We start from the raw sequence: 18879 nt of genomic DNA, 5'->3' as shown, positions 1-18879 counted from the left end.
GCCCCTCGCGGGGTGACCGCGACCACCGGGCGCGACGCCGCCCGCACCGCGGCAGGTCCGCGATGCGGGCGGCTCGCGTATGTGTCCGCCTCCGGGTCCCGTCCTCACTCCGGGTCGACGAACGGGGCACGCCGAAGAGTCGGCAACGCGCTCAGGGAGCCGAGCAGCGCCAGCGCGTCGGCGGAGGGGCTGCCCGGCTCGGCCTGGTAGACGACGACCTGCTGGCCGGGGGCGCTGTTGACGGTGAAGGCTTCGTAGTGCAGCTCCAGGTCGCCGACCTCGGCGTGGTGGAAGAGCTTGGCCTCCCGGGCCTTGCCCCGTACGTCGTGGCGGGCCCACAGCGCACGGAACTCGGCGCTCTTCATGGACAGTTCACCGACCACTTCGATCAGTCGCGGGTCGTCGGGATCGGCCCCGGCCGCCCGTCGTAGGGCGGCCACGCACGATGCGGCGGCTCGGTCCCAGTCACGGTAGAAGTGGTGCGCGGCCGGGTCGAGCATGGTCATGCGCAGCAGGTTGTCGCACGAGGTGAAGCCGGTGAACAGGGCGGCCGCCAGCTGGTTGTGGGCCAGGATGTCCAGGGCGTTGCCCAGGACGAAGGCCGGTGTGTCGCGCCAGGTGTCCAGGAGCCTTCGCAACGGGGGGCCGACGCGTTCCACGCGGGGCGCTCGACGTGTGCGGCGTGTCGTGGGGGTGGCCACTCGGTACAGGTGCGCCACGGCCTCGTCGTCCAGGCGCAGGGCCTTGGCCACGGCCTCCAGCACCTGGCGCGAAGGATGCCGTTCGCGGCCCTGCTCCAGGCGCATGTAGTAGTCGGTGCTCACACCGGCCAGGGTGGCGACTTCCTCGCGTCGCAGACCGGGCACCCTGCGGCGGCCGGAGGCGGGAAGTCCGGCGTCCTCGGGGCGCAGCTGAGCACGTCGCGCGCGGAGGAAACCTCCCAGCGCGTTCTCGGCGGCGGGATGCTTGTCCGTGTTCATGCCGTCGAGGTTAGAACGCCCGAAAGCCCTGCGACGGGCCGCAAGGGGGGTGCGCTGCTCCCAGGATTTCCGGCCCCCCGCACCGCCGACCGCCACCGTTGGCTGATCCCGTCCGAACTCCTGGCCCGCTGTCCCCTCGCCCGCGAAGGCTGGACCCGACGTCGCCGCTCGGGCCGCGCGTGCGCACTGCTGCCCGCCGAGTCCTGAGTACCCGCATGGTCGTGCACCGTGGGCGCGTCCGTCGTCCGGCCCAGTCCATAACAGCCCCCTGCTGAACGGGACCCTCCGTGTCCTGGGTGTATTTCTCCCAGGAAACTCCCGGCCTTCCTGCCTCTCGCGATGCCTCGCAGTATCGAATGCATCGGAGGAAAGCTCCGGTGGACATCCGGACGAGAGAAGAGAGATCTCATCATGGCTACCTGGTTCGTGACCGGCGCGTCCCGAGGCATCGGCGCGGAGATCGCCCGTGCCGCACTGGCGGACGGCAACGACGTCGTGGTCGGCGTACGGAACCCGGAACGGGTACCGGCCGACCTCAAAAATTCCGACAAGGTGCTCGCGGTCGCGCTGGACGTGACCGACCACGACAGCATCCCGCGGGCCGTCGACGCGGCCGTCGACCGGTTCGGCGGCATCGACGTCCTGGTCAACAACGCCGGCCGCGGCCTGCTGGGCGCCCTGGAGGAGATCACCGACGCCGAAGCCCGCTCCCTGTTCGACCTCAACGTCTTCGGCCTCATCAACGTCACCCGCGCCGTCCTGCCCGTCATGCGCAAACAGGGCTCCGGCAAGCTCGTCCACATCGGCTCCCGCTCCGGCTTCGAGGGCGAACCCGGCGTCAGCCTCTACTCCGCCTCCAAGTTCGCGGTCGCCGGCATCAGCGAGGCCCTCTCCGCCGAACTGGCACCCTTCGACATCCAGTCGATGGTCGTCGAACCCGGCGTCTTCCGCACCGACTTCCTCGACGCCAGCTCCCTCTCCGTCGCCGCGAACCGCATCGCCGACTACGACGACACCCCCGCCCACACCACCCTCGACTGGATCGACCAGGCCAACCACACCCAGCTCGGCGACCCCGTCAAGGGCGCCGCCCTCATCGTCGAGGCCACCTCCACCGACAAGCTGCCCACCCACCTCTACCTCGGACGCGACACCCTCGAACGCCTCGAAGCCAAATACCGGCAAGTACAGAACGACCTCGCCCCCTGGCGCGAGAAGTCCGCGGCCACCGCACACGACGACACCGCCTGACCCCACCCACCACCGGGGACCGCGCCCTCTGTCCTGTGCGCGAGCCGCACCACCGCACGACTGGACCGCACCCCCTCACGGCCCAGCCGCCCGTCCCCGGCCCAGCACGGATTCCGCCCCCACGAATCCGAGTTCCCACGTCCACCACGTATGCGAAGGAACACCGTCATGCCTGCTCTGCTCTCCGGATCCCCGCTCACGGGCCGTGTCGCCGTCGTCTCCGGTGCCTCCAGCGGCATGGGCGCCGCCACCGCCGAACGCCTCGCCGAACTGGGTGCCACCGTCGTCGTCCTCGCCCGCCGCGAGGACAAGCTGGCGGAGGTCGTCAAGCGCGTCGAGGCCTCCGGCGGCACCGCACTGGCCCTCGCGGTCGACGTCACCGACCGTGCCGCCGTCCGCACGGCCGCCGATCAGGTCGCCGACCGCTTCGGGAAGGCCGACCTGGTGTTCAACAACGCCGGCGTCCAGCTCATCTCGGGCATCGAGGAGCTCAAGGTCGACGACTGGCAGCGGCAGATCGATCTCAACATCACCGGCCTCATGAACGTCATCGCCGCCTTCCTCCCCCACCTGACGGACTCCGCCGAGCAGGGCAAGGCCGCCGATCTCATCAACACCTCGTCCATCGCGGCAACCCGCGTCCTGGAGAAGTTCTCGGTCTACTCCGGCACCAAGGCCTACATCAGCCACCTCACCAGGCTGCTGCGGGTCGAACTCGGTCCCAAGATGGTCCGCGTCGCCACCATCGAACCCGGCATGGTCGACACCGAACTGCCCGACCACGTCACCGACCCCGACGCCTCCAAGCTGATGGCCGACCTCATCCACGACATCGACTGTCTGCAGTCCGCCGACATCGCCGAGACCGTCGCCTTCATGGCGGCCGTCCCCCGCCACGTCAACCTCACCGAAATCACCATCATGCCCACCGCCCAGGCCATCTGAGCCGGACACCAAGCGGCCTTCGCCCCGCGGCCCGTCGGCCGCGGGGCGAAGGCCGCATCGCCGAGGCATCACCCGCCGACCCAGCTGCCTGGTCGCCCGGCAGCATCATGTACGGGGCGGCCCTCAGCCGGACTCCGGCGGGCGGGTGCGCAGGCCGTCGGCGACGAGGTCGAGGATCCGCGCGGCCCGTTCCTGGCTGTCTGCCCCCGGGGGGATCCGCCACAACACGCTGAGTTGCAGGAGTACGTCCTCCGGGTCGGTCCCCGGTTTCAGCGTGCCCTCGGCGGCCCCCGCGTCGAGCAGGGCGGTGATCGCGCCGAGGAAGGGTCCGTAGTGCTCGTCGTCGAGGCCGCCGTTGGTCACCGCGTGGATGACCTCGGCCACGCCGTACTTGAGCTGGCCGTAACGGGCGACCTCCTCGAACCAGGTCCGCAGGGCCACCAGCGGCGGGAGCGAGCCGGCCAGGGTGTGGGCGAGGTCGATGAGCTTCTGGATCTCCTGGTGGTAGAGCTCGACGACGAGGGCTTCCCGGGTCGGGAAGTGCCGGTACAGGGTTCCGACGCCCACCCCGGCCTGCTTGGCGATGGACGTCATGGAGGCGCTGGTGGAGGCCGAGAACGCCTCGGTGGCGGCGGCCAGGATGCGCGCCCGGTTGCTGCGGGCGTCGGAACGCGTCGGCTTCGGTGGCAGCGAGTTCACGGGTGTCGGTGGTCCGTTCAGTGCGGATTGCGAAACGGAAGGGCTTCCGGTACGTTCGAAGCCGTAACGGAGGGGCTTCCGTTTCATTTTCCCACACCCACCTGACGAAGCGGAGGACAGCCATGGCCGAAGTGGTTCTGGTGACCGGCGGCAGCGGCTACATCGCCGGCTGGTGCATCGCCGAGCTGCTGCGAGGCGGCTACGAAGTGCGCACCACCGTACGGGACGGGGGGAAGAAGCAGGCCGTCGTCGACGCCGTCTCGACCGTCGTCGACCCCGCCGGCCGGCTGAGCTTCGTCGTCGCGGACCTCACGGCGGACGACGGCTGGGACGCCGCGGTCAAGGGCGTCGACCGGGTACTGCACGTCGCCTCCCCGCTCGGCGGTGCCGACCCCGGCAACCCGGACGGGCTCATCGCCCCGGCCCGCGACGGCGCGCTGCGGGTGCTGCGCGCCGCGACCGGGGCCGGGGTGAGACGCGTCGTGATGACCTCGGCGGCGAACGCCGCGAGCCCGTCGTCCTACGCGACCGAGGGCGTGACCGACGAGACGCTGTGGACCGACCCCGACGACCCCACGCTGATCCCCTACCGCCGCTCGAAGACACTCGCCGAGCGGGCGGCGTGGGACTTCATGGACAGCCACCCGGGCCCCACCGAACTGACCACGGTGCTCCCCGGCGCCGTGTTCGGTCCCGTCCTCACGACGGCCAACATCGGTTCCGTCGGCATCGTCGGACGCATGGTCTCCGGCGCCATGTCCGGCATCCCGCGGATCGGCCTGGAGATCGTGGACGTCCGTGATCTCGTGGACATCCACATCCGGGCGATGACGTCGCCGGACGCCGCCGGCCAACGCTTCCTCGCCACCGGCGAGTTCACCTGGATGACCGAGATGGCCCGCATCCTGCGGGACGGCCTCGGAACCGACGGCCGCCGGGTCTCCACCCGGCAGGTCCCGGACTTCGTGGTCCGGCTGGCGGCCCGGTTCCGGGACCCGTCGCTGCGCGAGATCACGCCGGCCCTCGGCCGCCGCAACCGGCACAGCACGGAGAAGGCCGGGCGGGTCCTCGGCTGGCAGCCCCGGCCCGCCCGCGAGACCGTACTGGACTGCGCCAGAAGCCTCATCGAGCACGGCGCCGTCCAGCACATCTGAGCGCCGGGCCGGTCCGACCGTCCGCCGGAGGCGCGGACACCCGGGGCGCCGCGCGGGCGTGATCCCTGCCGCCCGGTCACGGTTCGTCCCGCCGTGCGGTGAGGCTACGCGGGTCCGGGGGCCGGTCCCGTGTCGGCGAGACGGTCGTAGAGCCAGCGGCAGGCCCGGGCCTCATCTGTGAACCGTTCGAAGACCTCGCGCCGTCCCCGCTCGTGGACCCCCACCACCCACCCCCCGTCACGTTCCTCGAGGAAGTAGCGGTCCGCCGCACGGTGTTCGCCGGGGCAGTCCGGGATCTCGTAGTACGCGGAGGGGACCCCGGCCGCGCGTAGGGCCTGGCACAGCTCGAACCGGTCCATGGCGCCAGTCTTTCATCAGGGCTGAAGCCGGGCCCGGCATGTCCGGGCCCGGCTTCAGCGGGATCCCGCGTGATCGCGGGAGGGCGGGACTACTTGCTGACGCGCACCAGGGTGCCGTTGCGCACCAGGTCACCCACCGTGGTGCGCGGGATGTCGGGACAGAACTGACTCGACGTCACGTACTGGGTGCCGAGGCCCGGCTGCTCGAACCCGGGAGCGGTCTTTCCCGCACACACCGTCACGTCCTTGGCCACCTTGTACACGTGGTAGTCGTACGGGTAGCGCGGGTCCATGGTGTTGAGGCTCGACGGCGGGATCGACCGCTTCCCGTACTTGGTGCCCGCCGGGGCGAGGAACCGGCCCGCCTCGGCGCCGAACCGGTCCACCTTCAGGCCCGCGTGGAGCACGAGAGGAGCGGCGAGCACCATCTGGTTCCTGTGCGTGTAACCGTCGTCCGGCGGGTAGCGCCAGTCGCCCTGGCCCGAGTCGGCGGAGGGGTCCCACCAGCGGTTCAGGAACCGCACGGCGGTGAGGCCGCCGAGCCGGTCGTACCGGTGGAGGATGCGCCCCAGCGCTCCCTGCGTCGGCAGCCACCTGGGGCCGAGCCGCCAGTCACCGCAGAAGAAGTAGGGCCGCAACGCCGGCGCGAGGGGAGCGGGCACCAGCCCCCTGCACACCCGCGGCTGGACGGGTCCGCCGACCGTGGCCTTCGGCAGCGCGGACGAACCCGCCTCTCCCGGAACCTGGTTGACGGGCCAGGCGTGCGCGGCAGCACCTGGACGGCCGCTGTCCCGGTCCGCGGGCGCCGCGGACGACGAGACGGAAGCACCCAGCACCAGGGAGCCCGTCAGGCCTCCCACCGCCGCCAGGCTCGCACACCAATGTGACGATCTCACCAAACCTCCTGCGGGAACGTGTGTCCGGAACACGCCGCCGCGCGCCCTGGAAAGGCGTCGTGGGGCGACCGGAATGTCGGGACTCACACAAGCCACAGGGATCGGACCGAGCGAGTGGACGTGCCGAAACGCGTCCGAACGGGTCCGTGGCTTCATTCCGTTGCGTCATCGCCGACCCATCCGGCCCTGCCGACCGGCGCCGGAACGGGAGGTCCGGACCCGTGTCACGCCGGCCGGAGGGGACGGGACGGGACGGGCCGGCGGTGGCGGTAGGGGCGGACTCGTCCTACTGCCCCGGACCACCACTCCTCTCCGCGCCGGCCTCAGGGAGCGGGGACGGCGGTGGGCGGCCACACCCCCGGTGCCAGCAGGCCGAGCGCGTAGGCGCGGGCGACCAGCTCCGTACGGTTGGCGGCCCCCAGCGCTCGGACAGGCGTCGCAGGTGGTAGGTGACGCCGTCCACGCTCAGGCCCGTCTCCCGGGCGGCCCGCGCGGTGGTCGCGCCCCCGGCGAGCAGTTCCAGGACGCGCGCCTCGGCCGTGGAGGCCCACGGCTCGGGCGGCCGCTGTGCGCCGGGGCGCTCGCCGAACACCCGCACCGTCACCAGCAGCGCGGTGCTCGCCTCCGTGGAGTCACTGACCGGGTCGGCGGTCAGCTCGCCGGCCCGCCGGGTGCCGTCGGCCGCGTCCCAGCGCACCGCCACCGGATAGCGCGAGCGGTGACGCAGCCGCAGCGCCTGCGCGATCCGCTCGATCTGCAGGGGCTCCTGCGGGCGGAAGAGTTCCAGCACGTCGCGTCCCCGCAGACCGCTCGGCGTCGGCCCCCACTCCGTCGCCATCGCGGGATTGGCCAGGACGATCGCCCCGTACACGTCGCAGACCGCGACCGGCATCGGGATGCGGTCGAACAGCGTCATCGCCCGGTTTCGCCACACCACGGCGTCCATCCGTACCTCCTGCCATCCCGGACCGGCCGTGGCAAGCACCTCACGGCCCCGGTGACTACACAATCATGTAGTGATCAGGTGCGGTCCCCCCGGGTGCCGGGACCAAGCTGGACGGGCAGGACCTCCGTACCGCGAAAGGCAGTTGTCGCGCCATGCCCCCCACCGCGCCGCACCCGCAGCCCACAGACCCGCAGCCCGCGGACCCGCAGCCCGCGGACCCGCAGCCCACAGGCTCCCTTCTCGGTGTACCGGTCGTCGACATCTCCGACACCGGACCCGGCCGCACCCCGCTCCAGCAGGTCATGAGCCTGATGCGCCGTCATGGTCCCGTGCTCGTACGACGGTTGCACGGCCGGGACGCGCTGTTCGTGAGCGATCTGGACCTGGTCACCGACCTGGCCGACGAGACACGCTTCAGCAAAGCTGTCGGGCCCGCGCTGGAGAACGTCCGGGAGTTCGCCGCCGACGGTCTGTTCACGGCGTACAACGACGAGCCGAACTGGGCCAAGGCGCACGACATCCTGATGCCCGCCTTCGCGCTCGGCTCGATGCGCGCGTACCACCCCGTGATGCTGCGCGTGGCACGCCGGCTGATCGAGTCCTGGGACCGCGGAGCCCACGACGGGCAGCACGTGAACGTCCCCGACGACATGACCAGGATGACGCTCGACACCATCGGACTGGCCGGATTCGGCTACGACTTCGGCTCCTTCCTGCACAGCGAACCGCACCCCTTCGTGGAGTCCATGGTCCGCTGTCTGGAGTGGAGCATGAACCGGCTCAGCCGGACACCCGGCAGCGACCACGCGGCGGCGGACGCGGCCTTCCGGGCGGACGCGGACCACCTCGCGCGGGTCGTCGACGAGGTGATCGCCGCCCGGGTCGCCGCCGGACGGGACGCGGGTGAGCGCGACGAGGCCGACGATCTCCTCGGGCTCATGCTCACCGCCGAGCACCCCGCCGACGGCACGACGCTCGACACCGCCAACATCCGCAACCAGGTGATCACCTTCCTGATCGCCGGCCACGAGACCACCTCCGGCGCGATGTCGTTCGCGCTCCACTACCTGACCAAGCACCCGGCCGTGCTCCATCTCGTGCAGCGTGAGGTCGACGCGCTCTGGGGCGACACGGCGGACCCCGACCCGACGTTCGACGAGATCGGACGTCTCACCTACACCCGTCAGGTCCTCAACGAGGCGCTGCGGCTGTGGCCGACCGCCGCCGCGTTCAGCCGGCACGCCCGCGAGGACACGCTGCTCGGCGGACGCATCCCGCTGCGGGCCGGTCAGCCGGTCACCGTGTTCGCGCCGATGCTGCACCGGCAGCCGGTGTGGGGCGACAACCCCGAGCTGTTCGACCCCAGCCGGTTCACGGCGGAGGCGGAGGCCGCGCGCTCACCGCACGCCTTCAAACCGTTCGGCACTGGTGAACGTGCCTGCATCGGGCGGCAGTTCGCACTGCACGAGGCGACCATGCTGCTCGCGATGCTCGTCCACCGATACCGGCTGCACGACCACGCCGACTACGCGCTGACGGTCAAGGAGACGCTCACCCTCAAACCTGACGGCTTCACCCTCGCCCTCACCCTCCGCACCGCCGCCGACCGCGTCCACCCACGGCTGCCCGGCGTTCTGCCGACTCCCGAACGGACCCCTGCCGACGCACGCTCCCTGCCCGCCCGGGTCCTCCCAGGCACCCGCGTTCTCTTCCTGCACGGCAGCAACTACGGCACCTGCCGCGCGTTCGCCGCCTCGCTCGCCGACGAAGCCACCGCGATCGGCTGCGGGACCGAGGTGGCACCCCTGGACGCGTACGCGGACGGGCTGCCCACCGACAGGACCGTCGTCATCACCGCCGCGTCCTACAACGGCCGGCCGACCGACGACGCCACCGCCTTCGAGGCCTGGCTCCAGGCGGACCCGCGGGCCACCGGAGTGACGTACGCCGTCCTCGGTGTCGGCGACCGCAACTGGGCCGCCACCTATCAGCACGTTCCCACCCGGATCGACGAACGCCTCGCGGAACACGGCGGCACCCGGCTCCTGGAGCGCACGGCGGCCGACGCGTCGGGCGACCTCGGCGGCACGGTCCGCGCCTTCACGGCCCGGCTGCGCACCGCTCTCCTGGAGCGTCACGGCGACCCGCACGCCGCACCCGCCACGGAGACGGCGGAACCGACGGCGGCGTACGAGGTCCGGGCGCTGACCGGCGGCCCGCTGGACGCCCTCGCCGCACGCCACGGCCTGGTCCCCATGACCGTCACCGACGCCTACGACCTCACCGCGTCCGGCCATCCGCGCACCAAGCGTTTCGTCCGCCTGGCCCTGCCGGAGGGCACCGCCTACCGCACCGGCGACCACCTCACGGTGCTCCCCGTCAACGACCCGGCCCTCGTCGTACGGACCGCCACCGCCCTCGGCCTCGACCTCGACACGCTCCTCGACATCCGGGCGGGACGCACGCGGCGCGACGGTCCGGCGGTCGACCGGCCCGTCACGGTACGTCATCTACTGACTTATCAGGTCGAGTTGCAGGACCGTCCGACCGCCCGCCAACTCCTCGTCCTCGCCGCCGCCAACCCGTGCCCGCCGGAACGCGCGGCCCTCGAGGCCTCGGCCGCCGACTCCGGGACGCCGGCAGCCGACCCTCGGACCCTGACCGAGATGATCGAGGCGCACCCCGCCCTGCGCGGCGCGCTGGACTGGGCCGCCCTGCTCGACCTGCTCACCCCGTTGCGCCCCCGCTCCTACTCGGTCTCCTCCTCACCGGTCACGGATCCGGCCCATGCCGACCTGATGGTCTCCGTGCTGGAGGCACCGGCACGCTCGGGCGGGGGCACGTACACCGGAGTCGGCTCGGGCCACCTGAACAGCGTCAAGCCCGGCGAGACCGTGCTCGCCCGCGTCCAGCCGTGCCGGGAGGCCTTCCGGATCGACGGCTCGGCACCGGTCGTCATGATCGCGGCGGGTACCGGACTCGCCCCGTTCCGTGCGGCCGTCGCCGACCGCCTCGCCCGGCTGACCGCCGGCGACCGACTTCCGCCCGCGCTCTGCTACTTCGGCTGCGACGCCCCGGACGCCGACTTCCTGCACGCCGACGAGCTCCGGGCCGCCGAGGCCGCCGGAGCGGTCTCCCTGCGCCCGGCCTTCAGCGCGGCCCCGGTCGACGGCATCGGCTTCGTGCAGCACCGGATCGCCGCCGAGGCGGACGAGGTGTGGGACCTGCTGGAGTCCGGGGCCCGGGTGTACGTGTGCGGCGACGGCTCGCGCATGGCCCCCGGCGTGCGGAGCGCCTTCCGCGCCCTGCACACGGAGCGGGCCCCGGGTGAGGATTCGGAACGGTGGCTCGACGACCTGATCGCCCGCGGGCGTTACGTCGAGGACGTGTACACGGCCGGGTAGCCGTCCCGGCCGGTGGGCATGCCCGTACCCGCGAGCAGCCCGTCGTCCGACCGCTGGAGCGGCACGACGGATACCGCCGCGATCCCAGGATCACAGCCATCCGCAGGACCATGCTCCGCGCCCTCGCGGAGCCCGGCCCGCCGCCGTCCCCGCCCCGCTGACCCCGCCGTCCCGCACCCGCGCCCGGTTAGCCCGACGGCGCGGTGAGCGGCTGACGGAGGGGCCGGCCGCGACCACGCCGCGCGGCTCGATCCGGCGGTCAGCGCGCCCGCGCCTCCCACACGCGGGCGGGAACGACGAGCGGGCCGCCGGTGACCGGGTCGGGGACGACGACACAGGAGAGACCGAAGACGTCCTGGACCAGATCGGCGGTCACGACCTCGTCCGGCGGTCCCTGGGCGACGACGCGGCCCGCTTTCATGGCGACGAGGTGATCGGCGTACCGGGCGGCCTGATTGAGGTCGTGGAGGACGGCGACGACGGTGCGACCGCGCTCGTGGTTGAGCCGGCGGACGAGGTCCAGGACCTCCACCTGGTGCGCGATGTCCAGATACGTCGTGGGCTCGTCGAGGAGCAGCAGGTCCGTGTCCTGGGCCAGGGCCAGGGCGATCCACACCCGCTGCCGCTGGCCCCCGGACAGTTCGTCCACCGGCCGGTCGCGGAGGTCGGCCGTGTCGGTGCGCTCCAGCGCGTCGGTGACGGCGCGCTCGTCGGCCTCCGACCACTGCTGCCACCACTTCTGGTGCGGCTGGCGGCCGCGGGCGACGAGGTCGGCGACGGTGATGCCGTCCGGCGGGGTGGGGGACTGCGGCAGGACCCCGATGGTCCGCGCGATCTGCCGGGCGGGGACCCGGGCGAGTTCGGCGCCGTCCAGCAGTACGGCGCCCCCGCGCGGTTTCAGGAGACGGCCCAGCGCCCGCAGGACCGTGGACTTGCCGCAGGCGTTCGGACCGACGACGACCGTGACCTCGCCGTCGGGTATCTCCAGGTCCAGCCCCTCGACGACGGTGCGGTCCTCGTACGCCAGGGTCAGGTCGTGTGCCGACAGGCGGCTGACGGGCGGACGGCTCATGAGGAGATGCCTCCGGTACGGCTGCGGGTGCGGACGATGAGCCACATCAGGTACGGGGCGCCCACCGCGGCGGTGAGAACGCCGACGGGCAGCTCGATCGGGGAGAACATGCGGCGGGCCAGGAGGTCCGCGACCACGACCACCAGCGCGCCGGTCAACGCCGAGGACAGCAGCGGGATCTGCGCCGTGCGCGTGAGTCGGCGCGCGATCTGCGGGGCGAGCAGCGCGACGAAGTCGACCGGTCCCGCGGCGCCGGTCGCCACCGACGCGAGGACGACGCCGAACGCGGTGAGGCCGAGACGGACCCGGTCCAGGCGCACACCGAGCGCGGTGGCGGTGTCGTCGTCGAAGGACGCGCCGCGCTGGGCGCGCGCCGCCCACAGCGCCACCGGGACACCGACCAGCAGCACGAGCGCGAGGGGGCGCGCCTCCTCGTAGCCGCGGCCGTTGAGGGAGCCGGTCAGCCACACCTTGGCCTGCTGGGCCACCAGATAGTCGCCCTTGGTGAGGAACAGCTGCGTCAGCGAGCCGAGCGCGACCGACACGCCGATGCCGACCAGCACGAAGCGCGAGGAGTTCAGCCCGCGCCGCCATGCGAAGGCGTACACCAGCAGGGCCGCCGCGACGCCGCCGGCGACGGAGACGTACGGCATCGCGCTGTAGGAGACGGCGTTGAAGCTCATCGCGGCGACGGTCGCCGCGCCCGCGCCGTGCGTGACACCGATGACGTCGGGACTGGCCAGCGGATTGCGCGCGACGGTCTGCACCAACGCGCCCGCCACGCCGAACGCGGCGCCCGCCAGCAGCCCGACGACCAGGCGCGGCAGCCGCAGTGTGCCCACCACCAGTTCGTCGGGGCTCGGCCGCCCGAACAGCACACGGACGACCTGCACCGGTGGGACGAAGGACTCGCCGACGCACAGGTAGGCCACCACCGCGCAGGCGAGCAGCACCACGAGCGCCGCCGCGACGACGACCGCCCTGCGGTGTACGAGGAAACTGGCGCGTCCCGCGCGCAGGACGACGTGCCCGGCCGGGCGTAGAGCGGACACGCGGGCGACGGTCTCGGTGCGGCTCGTGCGGCTCGTGCGGCTCGTGCCGCTCACGGGGCTCATGCGGGTACCACCGCCCGGCGCCGCACGAGCGCGATCAGGAACGGCACGCCGATCAGGGCGGTCATGACGGCCACCGGTACCTCCGAGGGCGGGAAGACGACGCGGCCGAGCACGTCCGAGCCGAGGATCATCACCGGCCCGAGGAGCGCGGCCAGCGGCAGCACCCAGCGGTGCGCGGTGCCGACCAGGGCGCGGGCGATGTGCGGAACGGCGAGGCCGGTGAAGGCGATCGGGCCGACGGCGGCCACCGCCGCTCCCGTCAGCACGGTCGCCCCGAGCGCGCCGAGTACGCGCAGCAGACCCACGTTGTGGCCGAGTCCCTTCGCGGCGTCGTCGCCGAGCGCGAGAGCGTCAAGCCCCCGGGCCGTGACCGCGACCAGGACCAGACCGCCCAGCAGGAACGGCCAGATCTCACCGATGACCTCGGTGCCTCGTCCGCTGAGGGAACCGACCTGCCAGAAGCGGAACTCGTCCAGGGCACGGGCGTTGGTGGTGGCGATCCCGGACACGAGCGAGGCGAGGAAGGCGTTCATGGCGGCGCCCGCGAGCGCGAGCTTGACCGGTGAGGCGCCGCCCCGGCCGCCGCTGGCGACGGCGTACACGCCCACCGCGGCCAGTGCCGCGCCCGCGAACGCGAACCACACGTAGCCGTCGAGCGTGTGCACGCCGCAGAACGCGATCGCGCACACCACGCCCACCGAGGCGCCCTGGCTGACCCCGAGGATGCCCGGTTCCGCGATGGGATTGCGGGTGATGCCCTGCATCACCGTCCCGGCGAGCGCGAGCGCGGCGCCGGCCAGCACGCCGATGACCGTACGGGGCACCCGCAACGACCGCACCACCTGGGCGTTGTCGCTGGTGCCGCCGTGCAGCAGTGCCTGGATCACCTCGCCCGGCGCGATCTGGCGGCTGCCCACGGCGAGGCTCAGCAGGACGGCGATCAGCAGCGTCGCCGTACCCGCCAGCAGCAGGCCGGCCCGGCGGCGGGTGGGGTCGGGTGGCGACATGCGCCGTGCTCGCTCTCTGTTCTCGGACTCTGTTCTCAGGCCGCCAGGTACTTCTGGAGGTCGTCGAGCACCGCGTTCGCGGCGGTGACGCCGAGCCCCAGGTACCAGGTCTCGTCCGGCACGTCGCGGGCGTGACCGTCCTTGACCGCCTTGAGGTTCTTCCACAGCGGGTTGGCCTGGGCCTTGCTCTTGTCCGTGGCCTTGGCGTCGCCGTAGACCCCGGTGAAGATCCAGTCGGCGTCGGCCTGGTCGATGTTCTCGGGGCTGATCTCGGCGGCCAGGTCCGCGATGTCCTGGTTCTTCGGGCGCGGGACGCCGACGTCCTTGAGGATCGTGCCGATGAAGGAGTCGTTGGCGTAGAGCCGGATGACGCCGTCGGGCAGGTAACGGACCATCGACACGGTCGGCTTGTGGGCGCCGAGCTTCTCGCCGAGGGCCTTCGCGCGCTTCTCGTACGCGGCGAGGTTCGCCTTGGCCTGCGCCGTCCTGTCCAGCGCGGCGGCGTTGAGGAGGTAGTTCTGCTTCCACGTGAAGCCGGGGCGGATCGAGAAGACGGTCGGCGCGATCTTCGACAGCTCGTCGTAGGAGTTGGCCGCGCGCAGCTGGCTGCCCAGGATCAGGTCCGGCTTGAGCGCCGCGATCGCCTCCAGGTTGAGGCTGTTGATGGTGCCGATGTTCTTGGGGTCGCCCGCGTCCTTCTTCAGGTACGACGGCAGCTCCGGCGAGCCCTCGGTCGGGGCCAGGCCGACCGGCTGCACACCGAGGGAGACAACGTTATCGAGCTCGCCGACGTCCAGCACGACCACGCGCTTGGGCCGCGTCTTGATCTCCGTGCTTCCCATCGCGTGCTTGATCGTGCGCGGCCACTGGCCGGCCTTGGCGTCCGTGCCGAGGGCGGCCGTCTTCTCGGCGGCGTCCGCGAAGTCCTTGCCGCCCTTCGCCACCGACTTGGAGTCCTTCGCGCCCGACCCCGCCTGCGCGGAGGCGCCGCCCCCCTTCCCGTTCCCGGAGGAGTCACTGCCGCACGCCGCGAGCGACAGTGCGGCGGCGACGGCGAGAGCGACTGCGGCTGTGCCGCGGCGCCGAAGAGACATGAGACGGCTCCTAGCTGTGGTTCACCTTTGAAGTGTTAGGTGAGCCTTACCTTATGAGAAGCCTGTGCGCGGAACGCAACCGGGGCCTTGTGAGCCGGCTCGCGCACCCGGGAAGCCGCCGGTCCGCGGACTCGGGAAGCCGCCGGTCCGCGGACTCGGGAAGCCGTCGGTCCGCGGGCCGTCGCCCAGTGGCCGCACCCCGTCACGCCGTCCTCCTCGGAGCGCAGGGCGGCGGATTGGCCCGGCCCGCCACCCGGGAATTGGCCCCCATCGCCGGGGCGCCGGGTGCGTAGGGTCGGGATCATGACAGCAGCTCCCCCCACGATGAACGTCTGTGTCTTCCTCTCCGCCGCGGACCTCGACGAGCGCTACACCCGGCCGGCCCGCGACCTGGCGGAACTGCTCGGCAAGGGCGGTCACACGTTGGTGTGGGGCGGATCCGACACCGGGCTGATGAAGGTCGTCGCCGACGGGGTGCGGGAGACCGGAGGGCGGCTGGTGGGAGTCTCGGTCGCCTTTCTGCGCGAGTGGGCCAGACAGGACGCCGACGAGATGGTGTTCGCCGACGACCTCGCCGCACGCAAGGCCCTGCTGCTCGCCCGCGCGGACGCGGTGGTCGTGATGGCGGGCGGCCTGGGCACCCTCGACGAGGTGACCGAGATCCTGGAGCTGAGGAAGCACGGACTGCACGACAAGCCGGTGGTGCTGCTGAACACGGCCGGGTTCTACGACGGACTGATCCTCCAGCTCCGCCGGATGGAGGAGGAGGGCTTCCTGCCGGTGCCCCTGAGCGCATTGTTCTTCCTCGCCGACGCGGCCGCCGACGTCTTCGCGCACCTGGAGGAATCCGTCCTCGGACCGCGATGAGCCGACGGCGGTCCTGTCCGCGGCCGCAACCTCTCGCGGCGGTACTCGGAAGTGCGCGGAAGCACACGCTGGTACGCGGCGGTACACCCCGACGCGCGCCGGCGCATGGCGAAACGTCTAGGGCATCACCCCGCAGAGCACCTCCAGCGCACCCTTCCACGCGCTGTCCGAGGGAGCCGCGTAGTTCACCACGAGCGCGTCCTGCGGGGGGAGCCGATGGCCGGACTCCGGCGTCTCGTAGCGGAACTCCGCGAGTCCGCTGACCGCGAGGCCCCGCCGTGCCGCCTCCCGGGTGACCGAGCGCTCTGTTCCGTGGGGGAGTTCGACGACCGCCTGCAGCCCGGCGGCCATGCCCCTCACGTGGACGTGGGGGGCTCTGTGGGCCAGGGCCGTGACCAGTTGCTCGCGGCGGCGCCGGTAGTGCAGCCGCATCGAGCGCACATGACGGTCGTACGCGCCCGACGTCAGGAACTCCGCCAGTGTCAGTTGTTCGAGCGCACTCGACATGTAGTCGCCGTACCCCTTGGCCGCGACGACCTCCGGGACCAGTTCCTGTGGCAGGACCATCCAGCCCAGCCGCACCCCGGGCGCCAGTGACTTGCTCACCGAGCCGAAGTAGACCACCCGGTCGGGGCCGAGGCCCTGCAGGGCGCCCACCGGCTGACGGTCGTATCTGAACTCCCCGTCGTAGTCGTCCTCCAGGATCAGGCCGCCGGTGCGCCGCGCCCACTCGACGGCCGCCGTGCGACGGTCCGGGCGCAGCGCGACCCCTGTCGGGTACTGGTGGGCGGGTGTCATCAGTACCGCGCCGATGTCCTCCAACCGCTCCAAGTCGTCGGTGCGCGCGCCGTGTTCGTCGACGTGGACGGACGGAGTGCGCAGGCCGGCGTCGGTCAGCAGGTCCCGGTAGAGGTCGAGTCCGTACGACTCGACGGCCACCGCCCGCACCTGCCGCGCCCTGAGCGCCCGTGCCATCAGCGCGAGCCCGTGGTGGAAGCCGGAGCAGACGACGATCCGCTCCGGCTCGGCGTACACCCCGCGAGCCCGCGCCAGATAGTCCGCGAGGGCGGTGCGCAGACTGATCTGGCCGAGGGGGTCGCCGTAGCCGAAGGCGTCGTGCGGTGCCGCGGTCAGGGCGCGACGGGCGGCGGCGAGCCACTGCGCGCGGGGGAAGGTCGCGAGGTCCGGCGAACCCGGCCGCAGGCCGTACGTCGGACGTTTCGGGGCCGGCCGCGCGCGGGGGGTGCCGGGTTCGGCGCTGCTCGGCTCGGCCCGCTCCGCCACCCGGGTCCCGGAGCCCTGCCGGGCGGTGAGCCAGCCCTCCGCGACGAGTTCGGCGTAGGCGTCGGTGACGGTGTTGCGGGAGACACCGAGATCGGCGGCGAGCGAACGGGACGGTGGCAGCCGGGTGCCGGGTGCCAGCCGCCCCGTGCGCACGGCGTCCCGGAGCGCGTTCGTGAGCCCGGCGCGCAACCCGGAGCCGCGCAGTTCCAGATGGAGGTCGCTGCCGGGTCCGGAGGGCGAGTCGGTCCCCGAATTGGTCTGGGAATCTGTCACAGAAGTGGACCCTACTTCAGTGCCACTGGATGCGTAGCGTTGCAGTCATGAACACGAACGAAGTGCGCGAGAGCCTTGATAACCGGAATAACCCGGATAACCAGAACAACACCGACAGCCTCGACGGCGTTGACCGTCTTCCCGAGCACACGCCCCGCCTGGACTGGGCGGAACTCGCGCCGGAGGCGTTCAAGGCCATGGTCCGCCTGGACACGGCCGCGAAGCGGGGGCTCGCGCCCGTCCTGCTGAACCTGGTCAAGATCCGCGCCTCCCAGATCAACCACTGCGCCTTCTGTCTGGACATGCACAGCAAGGACGCGCTCGCGGCGGGCGAGTCGGCGGAGCGGATCCTCCAGCTCGACGCCTGGCGGGAGTCGAAGCACTTCTACACGGCCAAGGAGGTCGCGGCGATCGAACTGACCGAGGCGATCACCGTGCTCACGGACGGTTTCGTGCCGGACGAGGTGTACGCGCGGGCCGCGGCGGAGTTCGACGAGAGCGAGCTGGCCCGTCTCATCGTCGCGATCACGACGATCAACGCCTGGAACCGCTTCGGGGTGTCCACCCGGCTCGTCCCGGGTCACTACACCCCCGCCACCTGACCGGACACCCGCACGCGAAGGAGATCATGGTGAGTACCGTTCCTGCTCTCGCGCACCGGCTGTCGCGGGCCCGTGCCGTCGACGAGTTCGTGCTCGCCACCGTCCTGCTGTTCCTCGCGGTGACGGCCGTACGGTGGCTGCGCGATCCGGGCTCCGTCCTGTGCGTCGCCGACCTCGACGTCGCGATCACCGTCATCGGCGCCTTCAGCGGGACCGTCCTCACCGTGCTCATCCTGACCCCGCAGGGCAGGCGCAGCGGAGGACACATGAACCCGGCCGTGACGGTCTCCCTGTGGCTGATGGGCGCCTTCCCGGGACGCAGCGTGCTGCCCTACGTGCTGGCCCAACTCGCCGGTTCCGCCGCGGGGACGGGCCTGGCGCGTCTGGTGTGGGGTCGCCCGGTCACCCTCCCGTCGGTCGACTACGCCGCGATCGGGCCCGCGCCCACCTGGCAGCCTGCGTCCGTGTTCCTCGCCGAGGTGGGAGGCATGGCGGCCATCGTCCTCGTCGTCGGGTTCCTCCTGGCCCACACCCGCTTCTCACGCCTGCTGCCGTACGCCATCGGACTGTCCGTCGCGCTGGTGATCATGCTGCTCGGCACCCGCAGCGGGGGCTCGGTCAACCCGGCCCGCCAGCTCGGGCCCGCCGTGCTCGCCGGGCGGACCGAGGACCTGTGGATCTATCTGGTGGCCCCGATCCTGGGAGCCGCGCTCGGCGCCTGGCTCGACCGCCTCCTCGGCCGGCTCCGGCTCCGGCGCCGCCTTCCGTCAGGTGCGACGCGGGTGGCGGCGAGTACCGACTCGTCGGGCGAGGACGGTGTCGCCACCCTCGCCGTGCAGGGGCGTGCCGCCCTTCGCGTGCCGACCCCGCGGGCCGTCCCCACCCCATCCGTACAAGATGTAAGCGTGTCCGACCGAAAGGACTGATCCGC

General features: G+C 72.1%; 16 protein-coding genes and 1 pseudogene. 7 read left to right on the top strand and 10 right to left on the bottom strand.

The annotated features are described in order from the left end of the window. Positions 1-104: 104 nt before the first annotated feature. Complete coding sequence (locus tag OG199_RS06470; RefSeq protein WP_356804434.1) at positions 105-980, bottom strand: helix-turn-helix transcriptional regulator; 876 nt, start codon at positions 978-980, stop codon at positions 105-107. Positions 981-1391: 411 nt separating this feature from the next. Between OG199_RS06470 and OG199_RS06465 the strand changes: the two genes are divergently transcribed. Further along, positions 1392-2231 carry an SDR family NAD(P)-dependent oxidoreductase gene (locus OG199_RS06465; protein ID WP_405828496.1) on the top strand — a complete coding sequence of 280 codons (840 nt, stop codon included), beginning with the start codon at positions 1392-1394 and terminating at the stop codon, positions 2229-2231. A 168-nt stretch (positions 2232-2399) separates the two neighbouring features. After that, positions 2400-3176: an SDR family oxidoreductase gene (locus tag OG199_RS06460; RefSeq protein WP_356804437.1), complete on the top strand. Its 777-nt coding sequence runs from the start codon at positions 2400-2402 to the stop codon at positions 3174-3176. A 123-nt stretch (positions 3177-3299) separates the two neighbouring features. Here OG199_RS06460 and OG199_RS06455 read toward each other — a convergent pair whose 3' ends face one another. Then, positions 3300-3875, bottom strand: coding sequence for a TetR/AcrR family transcriptional regulator (locus tag OG199_RS06455; RefSeq protein ID WP_405828494.1), 576 nt, complete (start codon positions 3873-3875; stop codon positions 3300-3302). Positions 3876-3997: 122 nt separating this feature from the next. On the opposite strand from OG199_RS06455, the gene OG199_RS06450 reads away from it, so the two are divergent. Beyond that, a complete protein-coding gene (locus tag OG199_RS06450) occupies positions 3998-5029 on the top strand; it encodes an NAD-dependent epimerase/dehydratase family protein (RefSeq protein ID WP_405828492.1) in 1032 nt (343 codons plus the stop codon). A gap of 104 nt (positions 5030-5133) precedes the next feature. On the opposite strand, the gene OG199_RS06445 is transcribed toward OG199_RS06450, so the two are convergent. The 3 genes and pseudogenes from OG199_RS06445 to OG199_RS06435 form a co-directional block, all read right to left on the bottom strand. Then, the gene (locus tag OG199_RS06445; RefSeq protein ID WP_356804443.1) at positions 5134-5388 is read right to left on the bottom strand and encodes a hypothetical protein; all 255 of its coding nucleotides are present in this window, start codon (positions 5386-5388) and stop codon (positions 5134-5136) included. A gap of 89 nt (positions 5389-5477) precedes the next feature. Continuing rightward, on the bottom strand, positions 5478-6248 hold the full coding sequence (locus OG199_RS06440; RefSeq protein ID WP_405828490.1) for a TNT domain-containing protein: 771 nt from the start codon (positions 6246-6248) through the stop codon (positions 5478-5480). Between the two features lie 359 nt (positions 6249-6607). Continuing rightward, positions 6608-7230: pseudogene (locus OG199_RS06435) on the bottom strand (PAS domain S-box protein). A gap of 152 nt (positions 7231-7382) precedes the next feature. Between OG199_RS06435 and OG199_RS06430 the strand changes: the two are divergent. After that, positions 7383-10634, top strand: a complete 3252-nt coding sequence (locus OG199_RS06430; RefSeq protein WP_405828488.1) for a cytochrome P450 — start codon at positions 7383-7385, stop codon at positions 10632-10634. 259 nt (positions 10635-10893) lie between these two features. Here OG199_RS06430 and OG199_RS06425 read toward each other — a convergent pair whose 3' ends face one another. The 4 genes from OG199_RS06425 to OG199_RS06410 are packed head-to-tail and all read right to left on the bottom strand — an operon-like array spanning position 10894 to position 14922. Continuing rightward, on the bottom strand, positions 10894-11706 hold the full coding sequence (locus tag OG199_RS06425; protein WP_401807768.1) for an ABC transporter ATP-binding protein: 813 nt from the start codon (positions 11704-11706) through the stop codon (positions 10894-10896). Then, on the bottom strand, positions 11703-12821 hold the full coding sequence (locus OG199_RS06420) for a FecCD family ABC transporter permease (protein WP_405828486.1): 1119 nt from the start codon (positions 12819-12821) through the stop codon (positions 11703-11705). The genes OG199_RS06425 and OG199_RS06420 overlap by 4 nt, the downstream gene beginning before the upstream one ends. Beyond that, positions 12818-13828, bottom strand: coding sequence for an iron ABC transporter permease (locus tag OG199_RS06415; protein ID WP_356809631.1), 1011 nt, complete (start codon positions 13826-13828; stop codon positions 12818-12820). Before OG199_RS06415 ends, OG199_RS06420 begins: the two co-directional genes overlap by 4 nt. 35 nt (positions 13829-13863) lie before the next feature. Then, positions 13864-14922 (bottom strand): ABC transporter substrate-binding protein, encoded by a 1059-nt coding sequence (locus OG199_RS06410; protein WP_405828484.1) that lies wholly within the window; start codon positions 14920-14922, stop codon positions 13864-13866. Between the two features lie 324 nt (positions 14923-15246). Between OG199_RS06410 and OG199_RS06405 the strand changes: the two genes are divergently transcribed. Further along, entirely contained in the window at positions 15247-15789 is a 543-nt protein-coding gene (locus OG199_RS06405) for a TIGR00730 family Rossman fold protein (protein ID WP_405834451.1), read from the top strand. 117 nt (positions 15790-15906) lie between these two features. Here OG199_RS06405 and OG199_RS06400 read toward each other — a convergent pair whose 3' ends face one another. Beyond that, positions 15907-17346 (bottom strand): PLP-dependent aminotransferase family protein, encoded by a 1440-nt coding sequence (locus OG199_RS06400; RefSeq protein WP_356807887.1) that lies wholly within the window; start codon positions 17344-17346, stop codon positions 15907-15909. 47 nt (positions 17347-17393) lie between these two features. Here OG199_RS06400 and OG199_RS06395 point away from each other — a divergent pair, with 47 nt between their 5' ends. Both OG199_RS06395 and OG199_RS06390 read left to right on the top strand, forming a co-directional pair. Further along, positions 17394-17948, top strand: a complete 555-nt coding sequence (locus OG199_RS06395) for a carboxymuconolactone decarboxylase family protein (protein ID WP_356807885.1) — start codon at positions 17394-17396, stop codon at positions 17946-17948. 26 nt (positions 17949-17974) lie between these two features. Continuing rightward, positions 17975-18874: an MIP/aquaporin family protein gene (locus tag OG199_RS06390; protein ID WP_405828482.1), complete on the top strand. Its 900-nt coding sequence runs from the start codon at positions 17975-17977 to the stop codon at positions 18872-18874. The last annotated feature ends 5 nt before the right edge of the window (positions 18875-18879 follow it).

The sequence above is a fragment of the Streptomyces sp. NBC_01176 genome (genome assembly GCF_045039825.1).
Classification (GTDB): domain Bacteria; phylum Actinomycetota; class Actinomycetes; order Streptomycetales; family Streptomycetaceae; genus Streptomyces.
The sequence above is the reverse complement of the archived record's forward strand: the minus strand, read 5'-3'. Positions and strand labels throughout refer to the sequence as shown.